At 70.8% G+C, this 25,803-nt stretch carries 24 protein-coding genes and 1 pseudogene; 16 read left to right on the top strand and 9 right to left on the bottom strand.

Annotated features, from left to right (window positions below; genetic code table 11):
• The first annotated feature begins 47 nt into the window (after positions 1 to 47).
• On the top strand, positions 48 to 1,268 hold the full coding sequence (locus WMF27_RS05285; protein ID WP_437943896.1) for a DUF418 domain-containing protein: 1,221 nt from the start codon (positions 48 to 50) through the stop codon (positions 1,266 to 1,268).
• 851 nt (positions 1,269 to 2,119) lie between these two features.
• Here WMF27_RS05285 and WMF27_RS05280 read toward each other — a convergent pair.
• Positions 2,120 to 4,381 carry an SdrD B-like domain-containing protein gene (locus WMF27_RS05280; RefSeq protein WP_437943895.1) on the bottom strand — a complete coding sequence of 754 codons (2,262 nt, stop codon included), beginning with the start codon at positions 4,379 to 4,381 and terminating at the stop codon, positions 2,120 to 2,122.
• A gap of 1,082 nt (positions 4,382 to 5,463) precedes the next feature.
• Here WMF27_RS05280 and WMF27_RS05275 point away from each other — a divergent pair.
• Positions 5,464 to 5,946, top strand: coding sequence for a hypothetical protein (locus WMF27_RS05275; protein WP_437761340.1), 483 nt, complete (start codon positions 5,464 to 5,466; stop codon positions 5,944 to 5,946).
• Between the two features lie 102 nt (positions 5,947 to 6,048).
• On the opposite strand, the gene WMF27_RS05270 is transcribed toward WMF27_RS05275, so the two are convergent.
• Positions 6,049 to 6,624: an exonuclease domain-containing protein gene (locus WMF27_RS05270; RefSeq protein WP_437761341.1), complete on the bottom strand. Its 576-nt coding sequence runs from the start codon at positions 6,622 to 6,624 to the stop codon at positions 6,049 to 6,051.
• A 47-nt stretch (positions 6,625 to 6,671) separates the two neighbouring features.
• Between WMF27_RS05270 and WMF27_RS05265 the strand changes: the two genes are divergently transcribed.
• The 3 genes from WMF27_RS05265 to WMF27_RS05255 all read left to right on the top strand — a co-directional run bounded on the left by WMF27_RS05265 (position 6,672) and on the right by WMF27_RS05255 (position 10,047).
• A complete protein-coding gene (locus WMF27_RS05265; RefSeq protein WP_437761342.1) occupies positions 6,672 to 7,673 on the top strand; it encodes a hypothetical protein in 1,002 nt (333 codons plus the stop codon).
• Positions 7,674 to 8,040: 367 nt separating this feature from the next.
• The gene (locus WMF27_RS05260; RefSeq protein WP_437761343.1) at positions 8,041 to 8,709 is read left to right on the top strand and encodes a hypothetical protein; all 669 of its coding nucleotides are present in this window, start codon (positions 8,041 to 8,043) and stop codon (positions 8,707 to 8,709) included.
• Between the two features lie 405 nt (positions 8,710 to 9,114).
• Complete coding sequence (locus WMF27_RS05255; protein ID WP_437761344.1) at positions 9,115 to 10,047, top strand: hypothetical protein; 933 nt, start codon at positions 9,115 to 9,117, stop codon at positions 10,045 to 10,047.
• Positions 10,048 to 10,095: 48 nt separating this feature from the next.
• Here the strand turns inward: WMF27_RS05255 and WMF27_RS05250 are convergent, their stop codons facing one another.
• On the bottom strand, positions 10,096 to 11,097 hold the full coding sequence (locus tag WMF27_RS05250; RefSeq protein WP_437943894.1) for an FAD-dependent monooxygenase: 1,002 nt from the start codon (positions 11,095 to 11,097) through the stop codon (positions 10,096 to 10,098).
• A gap of 14 nt (positions 11,098 to 11,111) precedes the next feature.
• Here WMF27_RS05250 and WMF27_RS05245 point away from each other — a divergent pair, with 14 nt between their 5' ends.
• Positions 11,112 to 12,062 carry a TetR/AcrR family transcriptional regulator C-terminal domain-containing protein gene (locus WMF27_RS05245; protein ID WP_437761346.1) on the top strand — a complete coding sequence of 317 codons (951 nt, stop codon included), beginning with the start codon at positions 11,112 to 11,114 and terminating at the stop codon, positions 12,060 to 12,062.
• 20 nt (positions 12,063 to 12,082) lie between these two features.
• Here the strand turns inward: WMF27_RS05245 and WMF27_RS05240 are convergent, their stop codons facing one another.
• Both WMF27_RS05240 and WMF27_RS05235 read right to left on the bottom strand, forming a co-directional pair.
• On the bottom strand, positions 12,083 to 12,448 hold the full coding sequence (locus WMF27_RS05240) for a VOC family protein (protein ID WP_437761347.1): 366 nt from the start codon (positions 12,446 to 12,448) through the stop codon (positions 12,083 to 12,085).
• A 355-nt stretch (positions 12,449 to 12,803) separates the two neighbouring features.
• Positions 12,804 to 13,424: pseudogene (locus tag WMF27_RS05235) on the bottom strand (DNA alkylation repair protein); the annotation flags it as partial.
• Positions 13,425 to 14,012: 588 nt separating this feature from the next.
• On the opposite strand from WMF27_RS05235, the gene WMF27_RS05230 reads away from it, so the two are divergent.
• Both WMF27_RS05230 and WMF27_RS05225 read left to right on the top strand, forming a co-directional pair.
• Entirely contained in the window at positions 14,013 to 15,923 is a 1,911-nt protein-coding gene (locus WMF27_RS05230) for an aldo/keto reductase (protein WP_437761348.1), read from the top strand.
• Between the two features lie 18 nt (positions 15,924 to 15,941).
• Positions 15,942 to 16,121: a hypothetical protein gene (locus WMF27_RS05225; protein ID WP_437761349.1), complete on the top strand. Its 180-nt coding sequence runs from the start codon at positions 15,942 to 15,944 to the stop codon at positions 16,119 to 16,121.
• Between the two features lie 62 nt (positions 16,122 to 16,183).
• On the opposite strand, the gene WMF27_RS05220 is transcribed toward WMF27_RS05225, so the two are convergent.
• Positions 16,184 to 16,951 carry a class I SAM-dependent methyltransferase gene (locus WMF27_RS05220; RefSeq protein ID WP_437761350.1) on the bottom strand — a complete coding sequence of 256 codons (768 nt, stop codon included), beginning with the start codon at positions 16,949 to 16,951 and terminating at the stop codon, positions 16,184 to 16,186.
• 134 nt (positions 16,952 to 17,085) lie between these two features.
• Here WMF27_RS05220 and WMF27_RS05215 point away from each other — a divergent pair, with 134 nt between their 5' ends.
• A complete protein-coding gene (locus WMF27_RS05215; RefSeq protein WP_437761351.1) occupies positions 17,086 to 17,640 on the top strand; it encodes a divalent metal cation transporter in 555 nt (184 codons plus the stop codon).
• On the opposite strand, the gene WMF27_RS05210 is transcribed toward WMF27_RS05215, so the two are convergent.
• A complete protein-coding gene (locus WMF27_RS05210; RefSeq protein WP_437761352.1) occupies positions 17,635 to 17,928 on the bottom strand; it encodes a hypothetical protein in 294 nt (97 codons plus the stop codon). The genes WMF27_RS05215 and WMF27_RS05210 overlap by 6 nt on opposite strands.
• A 342-nt stretch (positions 17,929 to 18,270) precedes the next feature.
• Here WMF27_RS05210 and WMF27_RS05205 point away from each other — a divergent pair, with 342 nt between their 5' ends.
• On the top strand, positions 18,271 to 18,768 hold the full coding sequence (locus tag WMF27_RS05205) for a helicase-related protein (RefSeq protein WP_437761353.1): 498 nt from the start codon (positions 18,271 to 18,273) through the stop codon (positions 18,766 to 18,768).
• Between the two features lie 107 nt (positions 18,769 to 18,875).
• Here WMF27_RS05205 and WMF27_RS05200 read toward each other — a convergent pair whose 3' ends face one another.
• Positions 18,876 to 19,385 (bottom strand): hypothetical protein, encoded by a 510-nt coding sequence (locus WMF27_RS05200; RefSeq protein ID WP_437761354.1) that lies wholly within the window; start codon positions 19,383 to 19,385, stop codon positions 18,876 to 18,878.
• 168 nt (positions 19,386 to 19,553) lie between these two features.
• On the opposite strand from WMF27_RS05200, the gene WMF27_RS05195 reads away from it, so the two are divergent.
• The 5 genes from WMF27_RS05195 to WMF27_RS05175 all read left to right on the top strand — a co-directional run bounded on the left by WMF27_RS05195 (position 19,554) and on the right by WMF27_RS05175 (position 24,017).
• Complete coding sequence (locus WMF27_RS05195) at positions 19,554 to 20,402, top strand: SDR family oxidoreductase (RefSeq protein WP_437761355.1); 849 nt, start codon at positions 19,554 to 19,556, stop codon at positions 20,400 to 20,402.
• A 12-nt stretch (positions 20,403 to 20,414) separates the two neighbouring features.
• Complete coding sequence (locus WMF27_RS05190) at positions 20,415 to 22,748, top strand: tetratricopeptide repeat protein (RefSeq protein ID WP_437761356.1); 2,334 nt, start codon at positions 20,415 to 20,417, stop codon at positions 22,746 to 22,748.
• Entirely contained in the window at positions 22,745 to 23,008 is a 264-nt protein-coding gene (locus WMF27_RS05185) for a GIY-YIG nuclease family protein (RefSeq protein WP_437761357.1), read from the top strand. The genes WMF27_RS05190 and WMF27_RS05185 overlap by 4 nt, the downstream gene beginning before the upstream one ends.
• A gap of 112 nt (positions 23,009 to 23,120) precedes the next feature.
• Positions 23,121 to 23,762 (top strand): PH domain-containing protein, encoded by a 642-nt coding sequence (locus WMF27_RS05180; RefSeq protein WP_437943892.1) that lies wholly within the window; start codon positions 23,121 to 23,123, stop codon positions 23,760 to 23,762.
• A gap of 36 nt (positions 23,763 to 23,798) precedes the next feature.
• Complete coding sequence (locus tag WMF27_RS05175) at positions 23,799 to 24,017, top strand: hypothetical protein (RefSeq protein ID WP_012233609.1); 219 nt, start codon at positions 23,799 to 23,801, stop codon at positions 24,015 to 24,017.
• A gap of 41 nt (positions 24,018 to 24,058) precedes the next feature.
• Here WMF27_RS05175 and WMF27_RS05170 read toward each other — a convergent pair whose 3' ends face one another.
• On the bottom strand, positions 24,059 to 24,388 hold the full coding sequence (locus tag WMF27_RS05170) for a DUF2325 domain-containing protein (protein WP_437761359.1): 330 nt from the start codon (positions 24,386 to 24,388) through the stop codon (positions 24,059 to 24,061).
• Between the two features lie 226 nt (positions 24,389 to 24,614).
• On the opposite strand from WMF27_RS05170, the gene WMF27_RS05165 reads away from it, so the two are divergent.
• Complete coding sequence (locus WMF27_RS05165; RefSeq protein WP_437761360.1) at positions 24,615 to 25,583, top strand: ferritin-like domain-containing protein; 969 nt, start codon at positions 24,615 to 24,617, stop codon at positions 25,581 to 25,583.
• The last annotated feature ends 220 nt before the right edge of the window (positions 25,584 to 25,803 follow it).

The following is a 25,803-nucleotide window of genomic DNA, read 5'->3' as shown; positions in this document are numbered from 1 at the left end:
CAACGTAGCGTTCGCGACTGTTCAAGGGGCCACGGCGAGGGGCCGGCGTGTTCCGCCCGCTTCCCGAGGCGGCGCAGCCGGGCTCCGGCCTGTGGGTGACGTTCATGGACCTTGCCATCAACACCCAAGCTCCCACGGACGTGACCAGTCGGTCGCTGGCGCCGGACATCGCCCGTGGCTTCATGCTGCTGCTGGTCGCCGTGTCCCACGCGCCGGCGTTCGTCAGCCGCTGGGATCTCGGGCCGGAAGCGCTCAACACGATCGCCGTGTTCATCCGATCCCTCGTCGCCGAGAACCAGGCGCGCGTCATGTTCGTGTTCCTCTTCGGCTACGCGCTGGGACAGCTGACCGAGCGGCAGCGCGCGCGGGGCAGCGACTGGGCCTCGATCCGCAAGCTGCTGCGGCGCCGGAGCCTCTGGCTGATCGTCATCGGCTTCGCGCACTCGACCCTCCTCGTGCCGTTCGACATCATTGCGGTCTACGGCCTGACGCTGCTCCTGCTCGCGCCGCTGGTCCGGACCCGGGACTCGGTCCTGTGGTGGACCAGCGCCCTCATGCTCGTCCCCGCGACGCTGCTGCTCTCGTGGCAGAGCGTGACAGCGCAGACCGCCGCAGGCATGGGCGCGCCCATGACCATGGCGCACCTCATGGCCCCCGATTACGGTGCTCACGTCCTCGCCGGCCTCCCGTTCTGGCCGCTGAAGACGGCTGTCTCCCCCATCGTGGTGGTGCCGGACATGCTGCTGGGCATCTGGGCCGCCAGGCGCCGGATGCTCGACGAACCGGAGCGCCATGCGAGGTTCCTGCTGCGCGTCACCGCGATCTTGATGGCGGTGTCCGTCATCGGCAGGTCTCCCATGGCCCTGCAGCTGGCGGGCGTGTTGACGACATCGAACCGCTGGACGGTCGCCGGCGCGCACGCCCTGACCGGATACGCCGGCGGTCTCGGCATGGCCGCCGCCTCAGGGCTCGTCGCGATCAGGCTCGGACGCGACCATGGACGCCTCACCGCGGCCCTCGCCGCGCTGGGCCAGCGGTCGATGACGTTCTACCTGTTCCAGTCGGTGGTGTGGGTGGCGCTGTTCTACCCGTTCACGCTCGACCTGAGGGACGACATGGGCTTCGCCGCGAGCTGCGTGGTCGCCGTCGCCCTGTGGATCGCCTCGATCCTGCTGGCCGACTGGATGCGCCGCACAGGCTACCGCGGCCCGGCGGAGGCGCTGCTGCGAAGGCTGTCCTATGGCCGCACCGAGCCTGTCAGCGCGTGATCGAGCCCCACGACGGCGCATGCCGTCTTCCTCCTCTTGTTCGTCGGCTTGCACAGTGGCGCAATAGAATCACAGCATACTTCGCCACGATGAACGCTGACATGTTCAAAGCGTTCGGCGCGGACGCCGTCGACGTGGGCGCAGCCACGATCGGGCTCGCTGGAGCTTCTGCGGACGCCGCTGTCACCGACCTACGCAAACTGACCTTCGGTGGCAAGGAGGACGTCCGCATCGCTCCGGGGGCGAACGCGATCAGCGACGCCGTCGACCTGCCCATCGCGCCGCTGGCGCGGCTCGCCGTGTCGCTCTTCTCGCCGCGCGACACTCCGATGTCGCCCCTGCATTGGCACGCTGGCAACGTGAGCGTCATCGGTCCTGGAAATCAGACCACCGCGGCGCAGCTGAACGTCGAGAACGACGGCGGGGCGCCTGTTTCTGAGCCAGGTTCTCGTCGACACCCAGAGCCATGGAACGGTGGTGACGATCGGCGACTCGATCACCGACAACACCGGGAGCGAGGAAGGCCACGACACACGCTGGTCGGATGTCTTGGCCGAGCGGCTGGTTCCCGCGGGGGTGTCCGATGCACGGATAAGTTGCTGAGGCAGCTCGCAGGGGGAGCCGTCGGGCGCCGCGCGTCCAGGGCGGCGATCCGCCGTCGCCGGAGCGCTGTTGGCTGTAGAGGGGGGTTGATCACGGAACCGCCGGAACGGCCCTGGTGGTCGAGGCGAGCCCAAAGAGAGGGAGAGGGCCAGCGCAGGTCGCGCTCGAGGCGGTTCGCTCGGGGCGGGCGCTGGCCTTGGGGAGGTCTCGTCGTGCCGGCCGATCACCGGGTATCGGCGGAGCGCCGGTCAGTCACGGTGCGGCGCGCAGAGGCGGCCGTTGTTGTAGTCGTCGAGCTTCGTGGCGAGCGGCTCGCCGGCAGCCCAGGGCGAGTTCTTGCCGCCCTCCTTCACGTTGCTGCCGAGCGCGTTCTTCTTGAGCCAGGCGTCGGCCGCGGCGATGGTGTCCTCGATGCAGCTCGACTGGTTGCCGATACCGACGTTGAGCTTGGCGACGATGAGATGCTTCGCGATGATGTACGTGACGTCGCCCTTGGTCGGACGGCTGATGATGTCGAGGAGCTGGGACTTCGTGTAGGTCTTGCCGCCGATGGTCAGCTGCGAGACCTTCCAGGCGCTCTCGTGGTTCTTCCAGTAGCCGGGGGTGCCGGTGCCGGGGGAGGCGCACTGGCAGGCGCCGCAGTCGGCCGCGCAGCTCGAGCAGTCCTCGGAGCCGGCCTTGCAGACGCCATCGCCGCAGACCGGCGGGCACTCGCCGCAGTCGGCCGCGCAGCTCGAGCAGGTCTCGCCGGCCTCGCAGACGCCGCTGCCGCAGACCGGCGGGCAGATGCCGCAGTCGCTCGGGACCTCGAAGCAGTTCTCGCCGGCCTCGCAGACGCCGTTGCCGGGGACCGCGGGACAAGCGCCGCAGTCGCCGGTGCAGGTCGAGCAGTCCTCGCCGTTCTCGCAGACGTTGTTGCCGCAGACCGCGGGGCAGGCGCCGCAGTCGTCCGAGCAGGTGCCGCAGTCCTCGCCGGCCTCGCAGGTGCCGTTGCCGCAGACCGGCGGGCAGGCGCCGCAGTCGTCCGCGCAGGTGCTGCAGCTCTCGCTGCCGTTGCACGTGCCGTCGCCGCAGGCGGGCGGGCAGACGTCGCAGTCGGCGCTGCAGCTCCCGCAGTCCTCGCCGATCTCGCAGGTGCCGTTGCCGCACTGGGGCGGGCAGACGCCGCAGTCGACGGCGCAGGTGGAACAGCTCTCGTCGCCGCCGCAGACGCCGTTGCCGCAGGAGAGCTGGTAACCGAAGTCCGCGTCGAGCAGGTCCTGTGCCCAGCCGAGCGACACCACGCCCACGTTGTCGAGCCCGCCGTCGGGGTCGGCCGTCGGCTCCTGTCCGGCGAGCGGACCGCTCGCCATGAAGTTGTCGGGCGTGATGACCACCGAGTAGGTGCCCGCCGGGAGCGTGTCGAAGAGGTAGAAGCCGGGCTGGCCGGTGTAGGGGCTCGTGCCGGTGACGGTGAAGTCGACCAGCTGGGCCCCCTGGAACAGCTCGACACGGACGCCGTTGACGCCGAGCTCGCCGGTCTCCGGCTCGTAGAGCCCGTCGGCGTCGCTGTCGAGCCACACGGTGTCGCCGATCGACGAGTACGTCACGTAGCCGAAGTCGGCGTTGGCCACGTTCTCACCCGCGTCGAGGGACACGCCGAGCGGCTCGTCGTCGCTGGTCAGGATATGGCCGAGCGGGAGCGTCGCGTCGTCGACGTCGACGACGTGACAGCCCGCGTCGAGCTCGGTGAAGCGGTAGACGCCGTTCGCGCCGGTCACGGCCGTCTGGAGCAGGGCGCCGTCGGCGACGCCATCGCAGTTCGCGTCGCCGAAGAGGTCGACGACGACGCCGGAGATGCCGAGCTCGGAGGCGTCCTCGATGCCGTCCGCGTTCGCGTCGAACCACACCTTGTCGCCGATCGAGCCCTTCGGCGCCGTGTAACAGACCTCGAGGAGAGGGCGATAACCCATGTCGGTGTGGGCGCTGCCCTTGTACGACGTCTTCCCGCTGGCGCCCTCCTCGAGGAGGATCCCGTGGCTCGGTGACGTCCCGCTCACCCAGTCCTGCACGATCCCGGTGAGATCGACCGAGCTCCACCCGGTGACGTTGGGCACGAACGAGGTGAACGCGGCGGGGTCCATACCGCCGAAGTTGTTCCACGTGACGAGCTCCTCGCTCCAGGGGGCGAGCACCTGGTGGACGTACACGGTCTGCGCGGTGCTCGTGTACGTCAGGGCGTAGAACGTGGCCGACGTGACGAGAGAGCCGGCGGGGATGGGGCTGAGATCGAAGCGGAACAGGGCGCGCTTCTCTCCGACCGAGCTGGAGTACCCGGTGTTGACCTCGAACGGGGTCGGGACGTGGTAGCTCGGGGCGAGGCTCCAGATCTCGGCGTTGTAGATGTCGCCCAGGACACCCCGCTTGATCACGGTGCACGTGGGAGACGGAGCGGTCGTGTTGGCGAGGCTGGTTGCGGCGATGAACAGCGTGGCGAGCGCGGCAGAAGATGCGATTGCGATCTGCTTCATTGGTAGCTCCTCGAGGTCCTCACGGGTGAACCATTGCTGGAGCGTCATCCGGATAGCAGGCACCATGACACACGGGTCAGGCGAGGTCGGTTTCGCGGGCTCCGGTCGGAATGAGCCCCCGCGGGCTGATCAGGATCGGATCAAGTACGCGGGTGCTTGTGCTTCGATCGGAGAGCGGATGCGCAAGGTGACAGTGTTCAAGATAGCAACTCGACTACGAAGGTGTCCAGATCTTTCTGAAGACAGATCAGAAAAATACATCGAGTTGCGCAGTGACAATTTTGGGTCGTGCGGTGACGCTTTTGGGCTGCTCGCGTCGTCTCGCGTCGTCTCGCGTCGTCTCGTGATCTGTGGGGAGGAACGCAGAGACGAGCGCGGTCGGTCGCATCGATGTCTCATCGACATCGATGGCCAGCGCGCAGCTCGCAGTCCGCGGGGTGCCGCGCGCCTCGCGCCGCGCGCGCGGCGGCGCGCCACGAGGCTCAGCAGCCCTCTCCGACCCTTCGCAGGGCCCGAGGGACGAACAGGATCGGATCAGGTACGCGGGAGTGTCTGACGAGATTTGATGCAGAATGCGCACGGGACCATTTTTCAAGATAACGAGTCTTCGCTTCGCCTGTCTAGATCCTTTTTTCACGGCGCGAGCTCTTTGTGTGGCGCTTGGCCTCGCGTGCGGGTGGGCGCTGGGTGCCGGGCGCAGCGGGTCACACACCGTTCATCACACACGTTCATCGTCCACCGCGTCCACCGCGTCCACCGCGTCCACCGCGTCCACCGCCGCCGGAGCCGGATCGCGCAGCTTGTATGCCGCACACCAAAGCCGGCTCACCGAGGCGCCCGACCCCGGAGGGTGAGCCGGCCACGCGCTTCCCGCTTCCCGCTTCCCGCTGCTCGAGGCGCCGAGCGGGACCGCGAGCGCTGGTCGCGGCCGAGCGGCGCGACGCCCGGGCGGTTATCGAGCGGCTGGAGCGGCTGGAGAGGGACGGGCTCCTGGCGTAGCCGCGTCCGCCGGGTCCGGCGAGCGCCGAATCATCGCCATGGGCTTGACGACCATCCCCCCTACGGAACGACAATGCGCCACGATGATAACGGCCCGTCCTCCTCCGATGACGGCCGAGCTGCTCGAGCGCACGGACGAGTACGTGGTGGCGGTGTGGCGGCGGCTCATGCTGCTGGTCTGGCGCGGCGAGGCCACCGTGGTCGGGATCGATCGCTCGCGGGACCTTTTCGCTCGCTGGTCGGCGGGCCAGCCGGGCGGCGCGGTCTTCGTCGTCGTCCTCCCCCTTGAGAACACCCTACCGCCGGACGAGGCGAGCCGGGCCGCGATGCGGCGGGCGGCGAGCTCCCCTTCCCGGAACCTCAGGGGCACGGCCACGCTCGTCGAGTCGGAGGGGTTCGTCGCCGCCTCGGTCCGCTCCATCATGATGATGCTGCACACGGGGCGGGCGCCGAACGTCTTCCGGACGACCGGCGATCTCGCGACCTGGGCGGCGACGCTCCTGAAGGACCCCGAGCTCACCGCCGCCGGCATCGCGGAGGCGATCCGCATGGCGCGCGAGGGTTGAATCAGCCCGCGCGCGGGCGGTCCTCCGGCCTCGCGCGCCACGTCCCCTCCCGTGTGCGGGTCCCGCTCGACCAGCAACCCCGGATCAGCCCCTGCGAGGCGCTCACCCCGCGGGCCCTGCCCTGGGGATCGGCACGCGGCCAATCGCGTAAGGCAGGATACGCGCGATGTTGCGCGCGTCGTCGATCCCGCGGTGGTGTGTCCCGTGGAGCGGGAGCCCGAGCCGCTCGAGCGCGCTCGCCATGCCGTAGCGCTGGGTCACCCCGAGCGCCGCGGAGAAGCGCTTCTTGATGTTCATGTGCCCCTGCAGCGGCAAGGGCACGCCCCAGCGGGCCGCGTCGATCTCGAACTGCTTGCGGTCGTAATCGCCCCACGAGCAGAAGAGCGCCTCCCGCCGGCCGACGAAGCGCCCGAGCGCCGCGATGGCTTCGGGGAACGTGGGCGCGGCGTCGACGTCTGCTTGCGTGATCGTGGTGAGCTTCGTGCAGAACGCCGTGAGCTTCGGCCGGATGACCGGGCGCACGAAGGTGGCGAGCTCGCTCACGGGCTCGAGCGTCGCGCCGTCCACGAGGACCGCGCCGATCTCGATGATCTCCATGATGCGCTCGGGGATGCGGCCCTCCTCGTCGCACGTCGCTTCCAGATCGATCACCAGGAAAAACGCAGGTTCCTTTCGCATGTCCGTCCTCCTCTCTGCTGGACCTTGATAGGATCCGCGCGAAGAAAATGCCCGGACACGAAACCGGACAGGCCGCTCCCGCGGGCTTTTCCTGGGAGGATTACGTCGCCTGGCTCGTCGCGCAGCACGGCTCCTTGACCGCGGTCGCCGAGCGGCTCTCCTCGCTGCGCGGCTACGAGGACGACGTGTCCTCGATCGAGCGCGCCCTGCGCCGGCTGCGGACGCGCGGCCAGCGGGACGGCGGGACGTGGGGGGCGCGCGCGCTCGCGGCCTTCGGCTTGCCGGACGCGCTCGCCGAGCGCGCCCGCTGGATGGGCGCCTATCACTCGAGGTTCACCGACCTGCCCCTGCCCCTCGCCCAGGACCTCTTGCGCCTCTGGGATCGACCGCCGGTAAACGAGGATCCGACCTCCCACGTCTTCCTCGCCCTCGCCCACGCCACCTGCGCGCTGCGCGGCGACGACCGCGAGGCCGGAAAGACGCACCTCGCCCGCATCCGGCCGCTGCTCGGAAAGGCCCCGCCCGAGGCGCGGGCGGAGGCCCTGCTCACGGAGGCCTTCGTGGCGAGCCGTGATGACGTCGCGCGCGTGCCTGGCCTGCTCGACGAGATCGAGCCGCTCTTCGAGCTGCCGATGCCCGCCTGCGACCGAGCCTGCCTGTTCGCCCGGTGGATCGATCAACGCGCCTTCGAGCGGAACCGCTCCTGGGGCGGCAAGCAGCCGGACCCGGCGGCCGCGGAGGCGCTTTACCGGCGCATCCCGGAGGACGGTCCGGCCTTCGCGCGGTCGCGGCGGGCGAACGGGCTGGCGTATGCGCGGTGGAAGCAGGGTTTCCCCGAGGAAGGCGCGGCGCTCGCGCGCGAGGCGTGCCGGCACGCGGGGGACGGCGGACACATGCGGATGCGCGCGATGGCGCTGAACATGCTGGCGCGGATCGTGGGCGGCGACGAGGGCGCGGAGGCGAGGCGGCGGGCGATGGCGATCGCGAACGAGCTCGAGGACGAGGTGCTCAGGCTGCGGTTCGAGCGGCGAGCGGGGAACAAGGCCTGAGGCGGATCAAGCCGCCTGCAAGACCTTCTTTTCCTTCTGGGAGGCGGGACGCACCCCGGCGAGGGCAGCGTCGGAATCGTGCCAGATGGCCCGCGGCGCCCGGACGGCGCGCTCGTGCTCTCCGAGAGGCCTTTACGCAGGGCGCGACTTCGCCGATCCTGGTGGAATGAATTTACGTCTTGTTTCAGCTTGGGCTTTTGCTGTCGCGCTTCATACATCCGGATGTTCGGACGCCGGCACCGATCCTGGCGATTCCGGCGCCGGCGCCGGCGGCGGCGGTAACGGGGGCGCGGGCGCGGGCGGGGATGACGAGAACGGTCTCGGTGAGATCGCCGGCGTCGGCGGAGGGACCGGGCTCTCGACCGCGGTGAGCGTGATCATCACGGCCGACAATGCGTACGGCTTCGGCTACGGGACCGGCGACGGGCTCCTGAACTATTTCGGGGGCATCGAGAACACCCTCGCCGGGAAGATCTTCTCCTGTCCCATCGGCAACGGGCCGGAGTCGTACACCGTGCCGGCGGCGTCCGCGAACGCCGGGCATTATCTCTACATCATCACGTACGCCGACAAGTCCACGACCCAGGGCGTGATCGGCCAGTTCTTCCGCGAGGGGGCCGCTCCCGTCTTCACCGGCGACGGCGCGTGGGAGGTCTGCGCGACGGGCGAGGACTACGACCTCGGGTCGAACGGGCCGACGCTGGAGACCATCAACCAGTATATCGCGCGCTGCAACAGCGGTGATCTCGACCCGCAGACGACCAGCGCCGGCTGGGTGACCACCGAGGCGTCTGCGCACGGCCATGTGGCGTTCGGAGAGACGAACGACACGGAGCGCTCGGTCCCGGAGCCGGGCAATGAGTTCTCCATCGTCTGCGAGATCGACGAGGAGGCTCGGTGGATGTGGTACGAGTGGGATCCGGACCGCAGCGCCGGCAGCCCCTTCCTGTGGCCCGCCGGTAGCGGCGGCAACGTCACCAAGGACTTCTTGATCTTCCGCCTGGGCGCCGAGTTCATCCCCGAGGTCCCGCTCTAGGACATCGATCACGTTGATCAAGCGAGAAATGAACCGCCAAGACGCCATAAGACGCCAAAAAAACACAAAAATCTTGGCGTCTTATGGCGTCTTGGCGGTTCGAAATTCTGCGCTTTTCAGGCAGTTTCAACCCGTTTGTCGCTCTAGCCGCGGCGACCCGGCGCCGAGCTCGGGTCGACCATCGTCAACGGGACCGTCGCTGGCGCGCGCGTGAACCGTCGCTGGCGCGCGCGTGAAGACGAGCGCGCGGGCCGGTGCACATCACGTGCATGGCTTTGAGCCAGCTTGTGCCGGGGTGGGATGGTCGACCCGGCCAAGATCGGCCCCTTTTCAAGGCCTTGCGCGCCCGAGGACCGAGGCTGGCTGCGGCATGACTTTTGCGAAACTCTGCTGGAGGGTGCTCTCATGATTCGCTTCGCTCCTTACGCTCGTTGCGTGCTCGTTCCCGCCGTCCTCGTCCTCGTCGTGGCCTGCTCGGGATCACCTCCGGGGGCGGACGGCTCGGGAGGCGCGGATACGGACGGCGACCAGACGACGGGCGGAACGGGCACGGGAGGCGAAAACGGCAGCGGCGGCGCTCAGCAGGGCTCCGGGGGAACGAGCCATGGCGCCGGCGGGCGCGGCGACCTCATGGCCGGCCAGTGCGACGACGCCTACCCCTGCGGAGCAGGAGCGACCTGTTATGCGCCCGGCGAACGTCCGCCGGCCATCTGCGGCGCTCCGGATTGGTGTGGAACGTGCGAGTGCCCCGCCATGCTTCCGATTCCGGAAGGAAACGGCGCGAGCTGCAACGAATCCAACCCGTGCCCCACGACGAGCGCCACGGTCCCGCGCGCCGCGAGTCTCTGCGATCCCGCGACGAACCTGTGCACCGAGTGTGTCATCGCCGAGGATTGCAGCGAAGCGCTGCCCCATTGCGGGACCGACTCGTCCACGGGGATTCGCATGTGCTTCGAGTGCGCGGAGGACGCCGATTGCGGGGGCGACGCGCCCCACTGCTTCAAGCTCACCACACCCATCGCCAACGAGCTCGGTGCCTGCCGCCAATGCAAGACGACGGCCGATTGTGACACGGGCGTTTGCGACATCAACGGCATGTGCACTCCCGGATGCCAGAACGACGCCCAGTGCGGCCCGAACCGGGTCTGCGGGGCGGAGAAGCGGTGCGTCCCGCAGAGCTGCCAGGACGATGCGGCCTGCTCGCCGCAATCCGCCTGCAGCGACCAAACGTGCCGCGCCATCCCCTGCTCGACGGACGCGAGCTGCCCCGATGGGCACTGCGTCAAGGGGAGCTGCTACGAGATCCCAGGCTTCTGTGAGTACGACACCGCGGGGTGAGGGCGCGCCGCCGATGAGCCGCGGGCGCGCGTCAGCACCGCGAGGAGGTCACGCCGGGTACGCGGGGAGCACGAGGTCGCTGGCGGCGCTCGTGACCATCTTCTCGAACCAGCGGGAGAGCGGGCGCGAGGTGAGCGCCCGGTACATCGTGTTGCGCAGCGCGAGCTGCGCGCGGGTCGGTGGTGCGAAGAACGAGCCGACGCGCTTCGCCCCCTGCTGGCAGCGCCGGGCATATCGGCGGATCCGCGCTTCGTAGCGCTGGAACGCGGCGCGATGGTCTCCCTGCGCGACGGCGAGCTCGCCCGCGAGCACGTACGCGCAGACCACGGCGAGGCCGGTCCCCTGTCCGCCGAGGGTGCCGCCGTAGCCGGCGTCGCCCAGGAGCACGACGCGACCCCGCGAAGTGCGCTCCATGTCGATGCGCCCCACCGCGTCGAAATACAGGCTCGGACTCTGCCTCATCGCCTCGAGCAGACGCGGCACCTCCCACCCCATCCCCGCAAACCGCTCGGCGAGGATCGCCTTGTGCTGCGCCACGTCGCGCGGATCGTGGTCGAGCGGCCTGGAGGCGAACATCAGGAGCGCCGTCGCCTCCTCGGGGCGGCGGGCGCTCGCGATGCTGGCCGCCCGCCCCGGCTCGCTGAAGATGAGGCCCTGGTGATCGAGGCCGAGGTGATTCGGCGCGGCGAACGTCGCCACGTAGTAGCCGTGGAAGCGCAGGAACCTCGACTCGTCGCCGAACGCGAGCGCGCGCACGCGGGAGTGCAGCCCGTCGGCGCCCACGACAAGGTCGAAGCGCCTCGGCCGGCCGCGCTCGAACGTGACGTCGACGCCGTCGGGCGTGTCGGTGAGCGAGGCGATGCTGTCGCCGAACACGAACTCGGCCGCGTCCTTCGCGGCCTCGTGGAGGATGCGGCTGAGATCGCCGCGCTCGATCTCCACGTCGCCGCTCGCGAACGCCGCGGGGAGCGTGACGAGGCGCCGGCCGGTCTCGTTCACCATCGCGAGATCCCGCATGTGGGTCTGATGCTGTCGAATCGCGTCGAGCACCCCCATCTCCTCCGGTGAAGCGCGGCGCGTCGACGAACCGCCGCAAGTCGGCCGACGGACCGCCCTACCTGCAGATCGCGAGCGACCTGCGCGCGCGCATCGCGTCCGGGCGCCTCCGCGCGGGCGATCGCGTCCCTTCGACGCGCCAGATCGTTCGCTCCTTCGGCGTCGCGCTCGCCACCGCCACCAAGGCGCTGTCGACCCTGCGCCACGAGGGGCTCATCCGATCGGTCCCGCGCTCGGGCCACGTGGTGGCCGAGGGCGATCGCGCGGCACGTGAGCCGTCAGAGCGAGGCGGCGCCTTGACGCGCGAGCGGATCGTGCAGGCCGCCATCCGGCTCGCCGACGACGAGGGGCTCGACGCCCTCTCCATGCGCGGTGTCGCCGCGAAGCTCGGCGTGCCGACGATGTCGCTCTACCGGTACGTGGAGGGGAAAGACGCGCTCGTGCTCCTCATGATCGACGCGGTGTTCGGCGAGCACCCGCTGCCGAGGTCGCCTCCTTGCGATCTACGCGAGGCCCTGATCCGCGCGGCCCGCGCGCAGTGGGCGCTGTACCGGCGGCACGGATGGCTCGCGCACGTGCTGCCGCTCGCGCGGCCGGTCGCGCTGCGTAACGTGATCGCGCACGCCGAGTGGATCCTGCGTGCCATGGAAGCCCCCGGGATCGACGCGGCGACCCGGCTCGAGGCGCACATGACGCTCTACAGCTACGTTCGCGGCGTCGCCGTGAACCTCGAGGCGGAGCGCGAGGCCGAGGCCACCACGGGGATGACCGAGGCGCAGTGGAACGAAGCGCAGGGGGCCGCGTTCCTGGCGATCGCGACGTCGGGGCCGTATCCGAGCTTTGCCAGGCTGCTGAACGAGCTCTCGAGCGGGTACGATTTCAACCTCGATCGCGTGTTCGAGTTCGGCCTCCAGCCGATGATCGACGGCCTCATGAAGACGTTGCGGCCGCGCGAATGAACGGCAGCGCAAAGCCGAGCTCACGCGCGCGTCAGCACCTCGAGGATGTGCCCGTCGAGGTCGCGGAAGTAGAAGCCGCGGCCGCCCTTCCGGTGGTTGATCCGGCCCATCTCCTTCGCGTGCGGATCGGCGCTGAAGGGGATGCCGGCGCTCTGGACGCGCTCGAAGATCCGGTCGAACTCCGCGTCATCCACGAAGAACGCGTAGTGGTGCGGCTCGAACGTCTCCCGGTCCGCGAAGTCGAGCGTGAGCCCGCCGTTGATGCGCACGGGGGAGAACGGCCCGAACGGCGCGTCCACCGCGAGTCCGAACATGCGCGCGAAGAACTGCGCGGCAGCCTCCTTGTCGTGCGCCGGGACGATGGTGTGGTTGAGCTCGATCGACATCGGTGATCCCCTCCCCTTTTGCCATTCGATCCGAGCGCGGATCGTCAAGCGGCGCGCGCGTCCTCTTCCAGGGTCGCTTCGATTTCGCGGAGTTCTTTCCGTCGACCCTTCCAGGGTTGATGTGCTCCGCGAGCCCATGCGAAGGGCGCCTGACAGCGGACGAGCTGATGCGGGCAGGAGGCGCCACGCAGGCTGGGGAGCGAACCGGCATTTCTGGCGGGACGATTCCGCGGGGGGCGAACCGTCGTGATCCGGTGCTTTGCCCGGAATTTCAGGGAGGCGTGACGACGGATCGCAGCCCGTCGGGCGTCGGGTCAACAAGCCGGTATCAACCTGTCGGGTGATCCGTCCCTCCCTACATCGACAGTGTTGCGCGGACGTTCGAGCTGCGGGGAGGCGCCAAGAGCTGCTGTGGTTCGCAGCCAACCGCGAAACCCTGGTTTTCGAGCACCGCTTCGTCCAGGGCAGCGGGAAGTTCGCGCGTCTCAACACCCGCGTGGTGGTGGCCTTCACCCGCGCGATATCGCCGCTCGCGGACGAGCCGCGGAGGACTGCCCGCCGGGCAAGGCCTCGCCGGCTCGCCGAGCAGAGCTCGTCCTAACGGCCTAGCGGAGCGCCGCGCGCCTCGAAGCCTTGGGCGCGCCGCTGCAAGCTCGCGCGATGCGTCCTTTCCGATCCATCGCGCTGAAGGCTGCGGTGATTGGGCGAGACGAGCGGCGACGGCGACGGCGGCGCCTTCGAGCGAAGCATTGCGCTTTCCGATCGCTCGAAGAGCCATGCTCACGGCCTTCTTGACGAAGTTCCTGTCATCGTCGGCTGCCAGTTCGGCAAGCATGTTCAGCCAGGATGCGGTCGGGATGAAGGCGTGGAGGGTCGGCATGTCGGCCTCAGCCCCGTCAGTATCACCCAGCCGGTCCCGGTAGGACCAGGCCCGATCGACGGGTGCGTGCCGCGGAGCGGGCGAGACCGCCGCGCGCCGGAGCCAGAGACGGCGTGAACCTGCGCGTCGCGCCGGTGTTCATCCTGGAAGCTCGGCGCGCCGGTGCTCACGCTGAGGCGCAGCCCGGGCGACGTCGTGGCCGTCTCGAGCGCCCTGACAGCCATGTCAGACCGCCGTCCTTCGATATCGCGCATCTCGGGGCTGAGGAAGGGAAGCCCTCCCGGTACGCATTTGGCTCGGCTCGCAGCATGGCTTATCGAACGATACAATGGGTCGGGGTGCTCGGGTGCGCGCTGGCCATGAGCTGTGTTGGGACCCCAGGGGAGCGCAAGGAACAGGCGAGAAGCCTCAAGGGCTGTTCGTACGGTGTCTCCGAGGAGGAGCTCCAGGACAATATTTTCATCACCGAGGAGTATGCGCGGGCGCGGGCGATGCTGCTGGGACATGACGCGAGGAGAAGGCCGACGTTTCAATCCGGCAGGGCCTCTCGCCGAGCCGGGGAGCCTCAAACAGGCTCTCGGCGGCTCGGGACCAGCGCGATGTTGGCGGACGCCAACGATCTGCCCCAGTTGTTCGGCTTCAGCGCTTGCATCGAGCCGCGGACCTGGCTACGTCATCGTCTCCGTGACTCCCGCCCCCTCGCCCTACGGTGTCCTAGGCCCCCTCGACGTTCCCCTCGGCCTCGGCCTGCTCCGGCTGGCCACGGAGGGGCGCCCCTCGGAAGAGGACGCGACCGCCGTCATCCACGTTGCCCTCGATCAAGGCATACGCCTCCTCGACACCGCCGATTCTTACTGCCTCACCGACCGCGAGGCCCACTATGGAGAGCGCCTCGTCCGCAAGGCGCTCGACGCGTGGTCCGGCCCGCGCGACGACGTGCGCGTCATCACCAAGGTGGGCCTCACCCGACCCAAAGGGCGATGGGTCCCGAACGGCAGCCGCGACCACCTGCGCCGCACGGTCGAGGGCAGCCTGAAGGCGCTCGGCGTCTCGCGGATTTTCATGCTCCTCCTCCACGTGACCGACCCCAAGACCCCCCTCGAAGACAGCCTCGCCGCTCTCGCCGAGCTCCAGAACGAGGGCCTCGTCGAGCACCTCGGCCTCAGCAACACATCCATCGCAGAGGTCCACCAGGCCCTGCGGCACTTTCCGGTGCGGGCCATCCAGGAGGAGCTGAGCGTTCTCGATCGCGGCAGCGCAGCCCGAGGCCTCTTCGAGCTCGCCAAGCAAATGGGCATCCCGTTCCTCGCCCACCGGCCGCTCGGCGGTCACGCCAAGGTCGATAGCCTCCTCAAGAACCGCGCGATCAAGCCCATCGCCGCGCGGCACACCATCACGTCCCAGGAGGCGGCCCTCGCGGTCCTGCTCGATCTCGGCCCCCCAGTCCTCCCCCTGTTCGGGGCGACCAAGCGGGAGAGCGTCGCGTCCTGCTTGCGCGCGCTCCGGGTCCCCTTTGGCGCGCGCGATCGAGCCGACCTCTCGAAGACCAGCTTTGCGCCCGCGGCCGATGTGCTGGCCTCGGTCGCGCCCCCCGTGGTCCCCGCCGGCCTGCGCAAGCTCGAGCCCGGAGAAGGCCCCGGCGATGCGCCCGAGGTGGTCGTGGTCATGGGAATTCAAGGGGCAGGCAAATCGTCGGAGGTCGCCCGCTACACGGCCAAAGGGTACGCGCGTCTGAACCGCGATGAGCTCGGCGGCACGCTCGACGGCGTGGTCAAGAAGCTCGGAGAGCTGCTCTCCTCGGGGCAAACGCGGGTGGTCCTCGACAATACGTACGGCACGCGCGCGTCGCGCTATGCGGTGCTCCGGGTGGCGCACGCGCACCGCGTGCCGGTCCGGTGCCGGTACCTGGCCACGCCCATCAACGAGGCCTACGCGAACGTCGTCCTCCGCGTCCTCGAGCGCTACGGCAAGCTGCTCGGGCCGGAGGACATGAAAGCGCTCGGCAAAGAGGATCCCAACCTGCCGCCGCCGCAGGCGCTCTCGCGGTGGGCTGCGAATTTCGAGGCGCCGCACGTGGATGAGGGCTTCTCGGTGGTCGAGGAGATCCCGTTTGCCCGGCGCGTTGATCCGCTCTTCACGGGCAAGGGCCTGCTCCTCGACGTAGACGGCACGCTGCGAACGACAAAGAGCGGCGAAATCTACCCGCGCGACCCCGACGACGTCGAGCTTTTGCCCGGTCGGCGCGCGGCCCTGGAGCGCTGGGTCAACGACGGATACACGCTCTTCTTCGTGTCAAACCAGAGCGGCATCTCGAAAGGATCGGTGACCGAAGAGGCTGTCCTGGCCGCGTTCTCGCGGACGATCGAGCTCCTCGGCCTGCCCGTGGCCGAGGTCGTGTACTGCCCGCACCCGGCGTTTCCGGTCGGCTGCTTCTGTCGCAAGCCCCTGCCGGGGCTCGGGATATCGCTGATCCAGCGCCATAAGCTCGCGCGCGAGCACCTGGTGATGGTCGGTGATATGGAAAGCGATCGGGCGTTCGCGCAAGCGCTCGGGGCGAAGTACATGACGGCCGAGGAGCTCTTCCCAGGCGAGTGAGCGCCGGCGACGAAGAGCGTGGGCCCCCGCGTGGACGCGCCGGGCGCCGTCCTCGCCCGGGCAACCGGCCGTCAGCGCGGGCGCCCCTTCGCTCAGGTGGAAGTCGCCGGCGTCGCCCTCGGGGACGAGGTGGCGGCCCGGGTCGTTCACGAGACGATCGGTCGGCTGCTCGGGCTGCCGGTGGCACCGGAGGGGTGAGCGACCCCCGATCGCAAAGGAGCGCGTCGAGCCGCAGCAGGACGGCCTGGTGCGGTTCTCGCTCAAGCGCGCCTTCGCCGCCGGGCCAGGTGCAGCGTGAGGTCGGCGTCGAGCGTCACGCGATCGGGGAGCACGGCCCGCACCGCAGCGAGGGCCAGTTCCCGGACGGACGCGGGGAGCTCGAGGTAGGCCGAGATCGTCGCGAGATGGCCGACATAGTCCGAGGCGGAGACCGTCGGGCGACGGGTGACCACGACCTGGCGCACGTCCGTGAAGGCGTCCGACCTGATCAGCTCCGTGCCGGGCCACTGCATCGCCGCGCCCTCCGGTGTGCCGTCGGGCGACGGCACCTCGTCGTCGTCGAGGAACGGCGCGCGGGCGGCGCGGACAGCCTCCGCGAGGCCGGGGTCGGCCAGCCGCAGCGGCGCGCCGAACGAGGCGAACGCCGCGTCCGGCCCCAGGAGAGCGGCCACCCGCTCCCAGCGACCCGACGGCGCGGTCCAGTGCAGCGCGGCGGCCGCGAACACGAGGTCGTAGGTCCGCGTCAGCGGGAGGTCCTCGAAGGCTCCCCGGACGACGGTCACGCTCGCGGGCACCTGACGGCGGAGCTCGGCGAGCATGGCCGCGTCCGGGTCCGTGGCGGTGACCTCGATGCCGCGGGCTGCGAAAGCCCGCGTGGCCTTGCCCGTGCCGGCGCCGATCTCGAGAGCGGAGCGCACGGGCCGGCCCGCGTACTCGAGCACCAGGTCGACGAGCTCGTCGGGGTAGCCCAGCCGGAACCGCTCGTACGCGGACGCGGCGCCGCCGAAGGTGCGAGCGCGCGAGGTCATGGTCGTCAGTCTGGTCCGCCCGGCGCGACGGCTCACGCACTTTTCGACGAACCGGGAGCTCGGCGCCGTTGCGAGCAGTCGGCCCTCCGGCGACGGCGAAAGCCACGTGACATCACAACGGGACCGGAGGCGACGTGACCCAGGCTGCGAGCAGCACCCAGGACAAGGAAAGGTCGGTGCCCAGCCCCGGCGGCCGCCCGAACCCGATCCGGCGGTTCCTGAACGTGCTGGGACCGGGGCTCGTGACCGGCGCGGCCGACGACGACCCGTCCGGCGTCGCGACCTACGCACAGGCGGGCGCCACCTTCAGCAACGCGATGCTGTGGACGGTGCCGGTCACGCTGCCGCTGATGATGGCCGTCCAGGAGATCGGCGACCGGATGGCCCTCGCGTCCGGGGACAGCCTCGGCATGCTGATCCGCCGGAAGTTCCGTGGCGCTGCCCGCGCCACCATCGGCGTGCTCATGGTGGCTCTCGTCGTGGCGAACTGCCTGAACATCGCCGCCGACCTGATGGCCATCGGCCAAGGCGCGCAGCTCCTCGGCGCGGGTCCCGCCCCCGTGTGGTCCGCGATCGCCGGACGTCGCGACGGTGCTGATCGTTTGCCCGCTCGCCGTCGTCGCGCACTGGCGCCGTACGGTTCAGGCGATGGGCGACGCAGGCAAAGAGATCGTGATCATCAATTATGATCGGCTTGGCAAGCTCTTCGAGGTGACCCCGGAGGCGCGGCGAAGGATCCGATCGAAGAAGGGCCTCGCGCGCGCCGGCAGCGCCGCGGAGTTCGACGTGGTGATCTGGGACGAGAGCCACCGCTGCAAGAACCCGGCGGCGGCGCGCTCCAAGCTCGCGGTGAAGCTCAACGCACGCTCGGGGTTCGTGCTGTGGCTCTCGGCCACCGCGGGGCAGAACCCGCTGGAGCTATCGTATCTCGCGCCGCTGCTGGCGAGCGCGACCGGGAGCCGCTCCGCGGATCTCAAGGACTTCGAGCAGTGGTGCGAAGGCCAGGGGCTCGGGGTCACACGCGGCGCGTTCGGCAGGTGGGACTGGCGCGGCGATCCGGCGGACTGCGAGAAGGTGCGCGCGCTCCTGTTCGACGGCCGTCCCGCAGTGGGGATGCGGCGTCGCCCGGAAGACGTGGCCGGCTGGCCCGAGATCAACCGCATCCTCACCCCATCGAGCTCGACGCCTCCGCGCGCGAGCTCGACGCGCAGGCGTGGACCGCGTTCCGCCGGGAGATGGAGCTCGTGCCGAAGGGCGCGAACCCGAGGTCGGCGCTCGCCGCGACGCTGCGCCTGCGGCAGAAGAGCTAGCTCATCCGCGTGGCGGGCACCGTGGAGCTCGTGCGTGAGCTGCTCGACAACGGGCATCAGGTCGCGGTCTCCGTCGCCTTCATGGAGACGCTCGAGGCCGTGCAGGCCGCGCTGGCCCGCGAGCGCGTCCCGTGCGCGCTGATCCACGGCGCGATGCCGGCCGGCGAGAAGGAGGCCGAGCGCCTCCGCTTCCAGCGCGGCGAGCCGCGCGTCGTGCTCTTCACCGTGGAAGAAGGGATCTCGCTCCACCAGGGCGAGCACAACGAGGTCCCGCGCTCGGAGGTAATCCACGATCTGCGGTGGTCGGCGATCCAGATGGCGCAGATCGAGGGCCGCTGTCACCGCGATGGACGTTTTGCGCAGGTCTACTGGGCCTATGCCGACGGTACCGTTGAAGAGAAGATCGCCGCGATCGTGTGCCGCAGGATCCAGTCGATGAAGGCGATGGTCGGCGATGACGTCGAGACGGTGCACGAGATCGAGCGGCTGCTCGCCGGAGCTGATTGAGGCGCGTCACGCACTGAAGCCGTGGTCGTGGTCGACGCGGAGCGCGTCTACTGGTCCGACGACTCCGATGGTCAGCGCCTCGACCCAGAACCAAGCCCTCGCAGCCATCACGATTCCCTCGCGCACCTCGACGACGGCCTCTCGGGTGATGGTGGCGAGCGCGCAGGAGCTCGTGCGCGGAATCCTGCCCCCGGACGATCGCTGACCGGGGCGACGTGGCCCGGCGGCCTCTCGGCCCGACGCCAGGTCACACCGCCGAGAGATTGGCACTCCATGCACAGCCGTCCGATGGTCCGCTCACGGCGTAGCTCAGGCGGCCGGCCTTCACGACGCCCCTGCGCGCCGTCGAGCTTGAGGTAATCGATGTAGCGAGGAATGCTGGGGTGGGTGAGGTTCGAGAGGACCCTCGCCTCGCGCTCGAACAGATCGAGGGCCTTCCACTCCGCGCGCTTCCAGATCACGAGCTGTTTGACGGCGACGCGCCCCCCGGTCGAGAGGTCCTCGGCCTCGTAGGTGATCGCGTTGCCGCCGCGGCCAAGCACGCGAACGACGCGGCCAGCAGCGCCGGCATCGCGCAGCGGGATCGGCGGTCCGACCGCGCGCTGGTCACGAGGCATCTGGCAGGCGCGCAGGGCGCTCGCCGAGCCGTGGAGCAATCCGCGCCAGGCGCCGGAGCCGGGCGGGCAAGCGCCCCCGAACACCGGGGCCTTTCTGCCTCGGACGCCGGGTACCCCCGGAGCGCCCAGCGTGTGGCGGCGCCCGCTGAGCCGTTGTAAACGCGGGGCGTGACCCAGGTGCGCTCGATCTTCGCCCCAGGACTCTTCGAACAGCAGGTGGCGATCGTCACCGGCGGGGGCAGCGGCATCGGCCTCGCGTGCGCGCGTGAGCTCGCTTACCTCGGCGCGAAGGTCGCCCTCTGCGGCCGCCGGGCCGACAAGCTCGAGGCCGCGGCGAGGACGCTCGCGGGCGACGGCGTCCCCGGCGACGACGTGCTCGCCGCGCCGTGTGACATCCGCGAGCCGGAGCGGATCGCCGCCTTCGTGGGCCAGGTCCTCGGGAAATTCGGCCGCGTCGATGTCCTCGTGAACAACGCCGGCGGCCAGTTCCCGAGCCCGGCCAGCGACATGACGCCGAAGGGCTGGGAGGCGGTCGTCCGCAACAACCTGAACGGCACCTTCTTCATGACGCGCGAGGTCGCGAGGCGCGCGATGCTCCCGGCGCGCCGCGGCCGGATCGTGAACGTCACCGCGTCGGTGAGCCGCGGCTTCCCGGGCATGGCGCACACGGGCGCCGCGCGCGCCGGCGTGGAGAACCTGACCCGCACGCTCGCCGTCGAGTGGGCGGCGCTCGGCATTCGCGTCAACGCGGTCGCGCCCGGCAGCAACATCCGGTCGAGCGGCACGTCGCAGTACGGCGACGAGCTGCTCGAGCTCGCGCGGCGCGCCACGCCGCTCAAGCGCCTCGCCGCCCCCGAGGAGGTCTCGCGGCTCATCGTCTTCCTCGCCAGCGACCAGAACGACTTCATCACGGGCGCGGTCTACGGCGTCGACGGCGGCCAGCCGCTCTGGGGCGACATCTGGTCCATCCCCGAGCCGGACGGTGCGCCGGGCGCTCCACCGGACGTGAAGGGCTGAGAGGGGCGCGGCGTGACCTATCCGCCCCCGTCCCCTGCCGCCGCGCGCGACCCCATGTCCAGCGCGCTCGACGACGACACGACGACGCCGTACGGGCCGCCGTCCTCCGGGCCGCCGCCGTCCTCCGGGCTGCCGCCTTCGGCAGGGCCGCCCGCCGCGCCGTCCTTCCTCGGGAACGCCGCGCGGCGCGTGCGCGACTACTTCCTCGCGCTCGACCCGACCTTCCTGTCCGCGATCGCGCCGCTCGCGCTGGTCGCGGTCATCCTCTTCACGCGCGCACCGTCGACGAACTACATCTTCGACGAGCAGGAGGCGCTCCTCGCCAACCCGTACGTGAACGCGAAGGGCGGGATCGGCTTCCTCGACGCGATCCACCGCGATTTCTGGGGGCTGCCGCCCGACCGGAGCGTCGGCTCCTACCGCCCGCTGCCGAACTTCCTCTGGCGCACGATCTGGGCGGTCACGAAGCAGCCGTTCTTCCACCACTTCTACAACGTCCTCTTCCACGCGGTGAACGGCGCGCTGCTCACGTGCGTCACGTTCTGGCTCACGCGGCGGCGCGGGCTCGCGTACCTCACCGGGCTGCTCTTCGTCGGCTGCGCGGTGCTCACCGAGGCGGTGAGCGGCATCGTGGGCATCGCCGACGTGCTCGGGGGCATGGGGGCGATCGCCGCCCTCGCCGCCCTCGCGCTGCCCGCGTGGGCGATGCCGTTCGGCGTGTTCGCGGCCGTGCTCCTCGGCCTCTTCTCCAAGGAGAGCGCGCTCGTCTGCGTGCCGCTCGTCCCGTTCGCCGCGCTGATCGCCGCGCCGCTCACCCACCCCACGCGGCCGGCGCGGCTCGTCCGGGCGCTGCTCGCGCTGCTCGCCGCGAGCGCGGCGTTCGTGCTGTACGTCGAGCTCCGGCGGCGCTGGTTCCCCGCGCCCATGCCGGCCGAGCTCGCCGCGCCGCTCCCCGAGGGCGCGCCGCTCGTGAAGCGCGCGCTCCACGAGGCGCTCGTCTGGTTCCACCAGGCGCCCCTGCCGCGCGATCCGCTCAACAACCCGCTCGGCGCCGCGGACATGCCGCACCGGGTCGCCGGCGCGCTGCGCGTCTACTGGCGGGGCCTCACCCAGATCGTGTTCCCGTGGACGCTGAGCGGCGATTACTCGTACCCGCAGGAGCCGGTGCCGGACAGGCTTGTCTTCTTCGGCAGCGTCGCGGGCGCCGCGATGATGGTGCTGCCCCCGCTCGGCTCGCTCGCGCTCTGGATCGCGGCCCTCCGCCGCGAGCACCTGGAGCGGCGCGAGCGGCGCTCGGTGCGCGCCGCCTTCCTGGTGGACGGCGGCCAGGCGACGTCGCGGAGGTGGCCGCTGCTCCTCGCGGGGGCGCTCCTCGCGATCGCGGCGGCGGCGCTCGCGGCGTACGACTGGCACGTGCTCCGCCCGGCGGGGCGCGTGCCGCTGCTCCGGGCGCTGCCGCTCGTGCTCTGGCCGCTGCCGTTCCTGCCCGCGTTCCTCCTCGGGCTCGGGCTGCTTGTCGAGGGCGCGCGCCCCCTGCCCTGCCCGGCGACGGCGGACCGGAGCGCCTGGGTGCCGCTGCGCCGCGGCTACGCGGGGATGTGCGTCGCGGCGATCGGGCTGACCTGGGTCGTGGTCAGCTACTTCCCGCACTCGAACATCCCGGTCGTCCTGCCGACGGTGCGCGCCGAGCGCTTCTGGTACTTCCCGGCCATCGGCTCGTCGCTCGTCCTCGCCGTCGCCTTCTCGTGGCTCCACGAGGCGCTCGCGGGCTCGCCCCTCACGCCGCGCGCGCGCTGGTCGTGGAGGGCGTGGGTGACGCCGGCGCTGTTCGTCCTCTTCTTCGGCTTCCAGTGCGCGCAGGCCTACCGGCACGCGATGGACTACCGTAACGACCTCGATTTCTGGGCGGCGACGAAGGAGGCGGTCCCGAACAGCGCCAAGGCGCACCTCAACTACTCGGTGATGAAGGGCGCCCGCGGCGACCTCGAGGCCCGCCTCGCCGAGAGCAAGATCGCGATGGAGCTCGCCCCGACGTGGCCGATGGCGCACGTGTACACGGGCGACACGCTCTGCCGGATGCACCGCCCCGACGAGGCCTTCCCGCACTACCAGCGCGGCATGGAGCTCGGCCCGAACGAGCTGAGCCTGATCGCGCTCGCGCTGCAGTGCCTGCACGACGAGCAGCGGCTCGCGGCGCACGACGCGGAGCTCCGGCGGCTGGCGGAGGAGCACCCCGGGACGTGGCTCGCGTACCTCGCGATCGACACGCTCGACAACGGCGCGACGCACGGCGGCGTGGACCCGAAGTACCGGCCGCGCGGCTACAACGAGGGGCCGAAGGAGTGACCGCGGCCTGGCACGTCTACATCCTGCGCTGCGGCGACGGGTCGTTCTACACGGGGATCGCGCGCGACGTGGAGGCGCGCGTCGCGCAGCACGCGGCGGGGCGCGGGGCGCGGTACACGCGCGGCCGGGGGCCGCTCGCGCTGGTCCACGTCGAGGCGGCGGCCGACAGGGGGGAGGCGCTGCGGCGGGAGGCGGCGATCCGGCGGCTGGGGCGCGCGGGGAAGGCGGCGCTCGCCGCCGGGGACCGGGAGGCAACGTGAACGTTTACGTGGTCGTGGTCGTTCACGGCCTACCGTGGACGACGACGACCACGCTCACGACCACGTAAACGTTCGGATGTAGGAGAACGCGGCGCGAAGCTTGGTGGTTGCCGTGGATCTCACGCCCGGGATGTGGACTACACTCGTCGGGGTGAAGCCCTGCCCCTTCTGCGCGGAGCAGATCCAGGACGCCGCGATCAAGTGCCGATTCTGCGGCAGCATGCTCGACGAGCGAGCGCCGGTGGCCGCGGCCCCCGCCGCGCCGCTCGCCCCCGCCGCCCCCGCCGGCGGCGCGCTCGCCCCCGCCGCCCCCGCCGGCGGCGCGCTCGCCCCCGCGCCGGGCGCGGCGCGCGTCCTGTTCGAGGGGACGCCGAGCTGGAAGGCGTGGTTCTGGTCCTACGTGGCGGCGAGCGTGCTCTCGCTCGTGCTGGTGGGCCTCGTGTGGCTCGGCATCCTGCACTGGAAGCGCAAGAGCCTCCGCTACAAGATCACCGATCGCACGATCGACTACGAGGCCGGCCTGCTCACGCGCCGGATCGAGACCCTGCAGCTCTGGCGGGTCCTCGACATCGACCTCCGCCAGACGTTCATGCAGCGGCTGCTCGACGTCGCGGAGATCCGCGTGTTCACGAAGGACGCGAGCGATCCCGAGCTCGTCATCCGAGGGCTGCCGGCGTCGCGCGAGCTGTTCGAGGCGCTCAAGAACGCGGCGGAGCTCGCGCGCCAGCAGCGCGTGCTCGGCGTCGTGCAGTGAGCGCGGCCCACGAAGGCCGGATCTCGGAGCCTGACCATGCCCCCTAGGCGATCCCCGCTCGACGAGCTCCCGGACGTGCGCGACGGCCTGACCCGCGCCGAGCGCATCATCCTGTGGAAGCTCTCCGAGCTCGAGAAGGAGTTCAACGGCCGCAACGTGCCCACGGCCACGCTCTACGGCCGCGTCGTCGAGCACATCGACCTCTCGGTCCCCGAGTTCCAGCGCCTGATGCAGCGCCTCGTCGGCGTGCGCTGAGCGCTGCGTGGCCCCTCCTCGCGCGGGCGCGGCGCGTCCCGTCAGACGGCCGCCTGCTCGATGGCGGCCCGCAGCGCGGACACGGAGGCGCTGCGCAGGTACACGACCTGAGCGCCGTCCGCCGCGAGGCTCTGCATCTGGTCGCGCAGCGCGTGCGAGACCATCGTCACCATGATCACGATGAGCGCGATCCTCCCCACGCCGCGGCGCGCGCCCGGCGGCACGCGGTTCTCGTAATGGCGCAGCGACCAGCCGTGCTTCTCGACCACATCGCGGTAGCGGCTCGACATGCCGCCGCTGCCCCCGATGACGAGCACCGTCTGCTCCTCGCGCTTCCTGTCGACCGCCTGGGAACGCCGCTCCGCCTTCATGCCGTGACTCAGAGCAAGGCGTAAGCCACGCTTCTCGAGCGGTCATCTCGGCGCAAAACTCGTCATCTTGATCTATTCCCGGGGATTTCCGGGCAAAATGTCGGTGAGGCGCCGGGACCTTTGTCATCGTGACATGGCGACCGCACGGGCCCGGCGGCGCTGGCCACGCGGGCGCGCCGGCGCTGTGGTACGAGAGCGGCCCGCCCTTTCCTGCCGCGCCCGCGCCATGCCGTCTCCCCTCGCACCACCCAGCGACGCGCCCCCGCCCGGCACCGTCGAGCGCTGGGCCTGGGATTACGTCCTCTCGGTCGACCTCGAGCACAAGCTCTCTCCGCCGCCCGTGCCCTCCCTCTGGGAGTCGGATGCCACGCTGTCGGCGTCGGGCGCCGCGCCGGTCCCGCCGCGGCGCCTCGAGCGACCTGGACGGCCCGCCGCGCTGCGCATCTCGGAGCGCGCGCAGAAGAGCCCGGGGCCCGAGGCGCTGCGCAACCCGGCGCGCCGCGCGCAGCTCTTCCACGCGTTCCTGCACCACGAGCTCCAGGCGGCGGAGCTCATGGCCTGGGCGCTGCTCGCCTTCCCCGAGACGCCGCGCGCCTTCCGCGGCGGCCTCGTCCGGATCGCCCTCGACGAGGCGCGCCACATGCGGCTCTACGCCGCGTACCTCGCCGCGATCGGCCACCGCTTCGGCGACTTCCCGGTGCGCGACTGGTTCTGGACGCGGGTGCCCGCCGCCGCGTCGCCCGCGCAGTTCGTGGCCGTGATGGGCATGGGCCTCGAGGGGGGCAACCTCGACCACACGGCGCGCTTCGCCGAGCGCTTCCGTGCCATCGGCGACGTCGAGGGCGCCGCGCTCACGGAGCGGGTCTGCGCGGAGGAGATCCCGCACGTGCGCTTCGGGGTCCGCTGGTTCCGCCGCTTCACGCAGGCGAGCGGGAGCGCTGGCCAGGCGGCGCCTTCCACGTCGGCCGCAGGCCATCCGGCCGCCGCGGGTGAGGCCGCGCCGCACGGGCCGGAGGACGTCGCGCCGCGCGGGTCGAGCGACTTCGACGTGTGGGTGCGCCACATCCCGCCGCCCCTCTCGCCGCTGCTCATGCGGGGCGAGCCGATGAACCGCCGCGACCGCAGCCGCTCCGGCCTCTCCGAGCCGTTCCTCGACGCGCTGGCCTCATGGACCGAACGAGCGCCTGGGTCCTGAACTTCGACGCCGACGAGGAGCTGGCGCGCCCCGCGGGGTACACCCCGCGCGCCGCGGTCGCCGGCCGGGCGCCCGAGCTCGCCGGCCGGGTCTCGGCCCTGCTGCGCCCCGGCGGCGTCGTGCTCAGCCCCGCGCTCCCCTCGCCCCTCGTGCCCCCGGCGCCGCCTGGAGCGCCGCTCGTCGGCCGCGCGTGGTGCCCCACGCCCCGCGCCCTCCGCCT

The organism is Sorangium sp. So ce281, from assembly GCF_051527395.1.
GTDB classification, from domain to species: Bacteria; Myxococcota_A; Polyangia; order Polyangiales; family Polyangiaceae; genus Sorangium; species Sorangium cellulosum_B.
The sequence above is the reverse complement of the archived record's forward strand: the minus strand, read 5'-3'. Positions and strand labels throughout refer to the sequence as shown.

Coding starts and splice junctions, on each gene's coding strand:
- WMF27_RS05280 (WP_437943895.1), bottom strand. CDS start 4,381: ATGAAGCAGATCGCAATCGCATCTTCTGCCGCGCTCGCCACGCTGTTC.
- WMF27_RS05275 (WP_437761340.1), top strand. CDS start 5,464: ATGATAACGGCCCGTCCTCCTCCGATGACGGCCGAGCTGCTCGAGCGC.
- WMF27_RS05270 (WP_437761341.1), bottom strand. CDS start 6,624: ATGCGAAAGGAACCTGCGTTTTTCCTGGTGATCGATCTGGAAGCGACG.
- WMF27_RS05265 (WP_437761342.1), top strand. CDS start 6,672: ATGCCCGGACACGAAACCGGACAGGCCGCTCCCGCGGGCTTTTCCTGG.
- WMF27_RS05255 (WP_437761344.1), top strand. CDS start 9,115: ATGATTCGCTTCGCTCCTTACGCTCGTTGCGTGCTCGTTCCCGCCGTC.
- WMF27_RS05240 (WP_437761347.1), bottom strand. CDS start 12,448: ATGTCGATCGAGCTCAACCACACCATCGTCCCGGCGCACGACAAGGAG.
- WMF27_RS05220 (WP_437761350.1), bottom strand. CDS start 16,951: ATGACCTCGCGCGCTCGCACCTTCGGCGGCGCCGCGTCCGCGTACGAG.
- WMF27_RS05200 (WP_437761354.1), bottom strand. CDS start 19,385: ATGCCTCGTGACCAGCGCGCGGTCGGACCGCCGATCCCGCTGCGCGAT.
- WMF27_RS05175 (WP_012233609.1), top strand. CDS start 23,799: ATGCCCCCTAGGCGATCCCCGCTCGACGAGCTCCCGGACGTGCGCGAC.
- WMF27_RS05170 (WP_437761359.1), bottom strand. CDS start 24,388: ATGAAGGCGGAGCGGCGTTCCCAGGCGGTCGACAGGAAGCGCGAGGAG.
- WMF27_RS05165 (WP_437761360.1), top strand. CDS start 24,615: ATGCCGTCTCCCCTCGCACCACCCAGCGACGCGCCCCCGCCCGGCACC.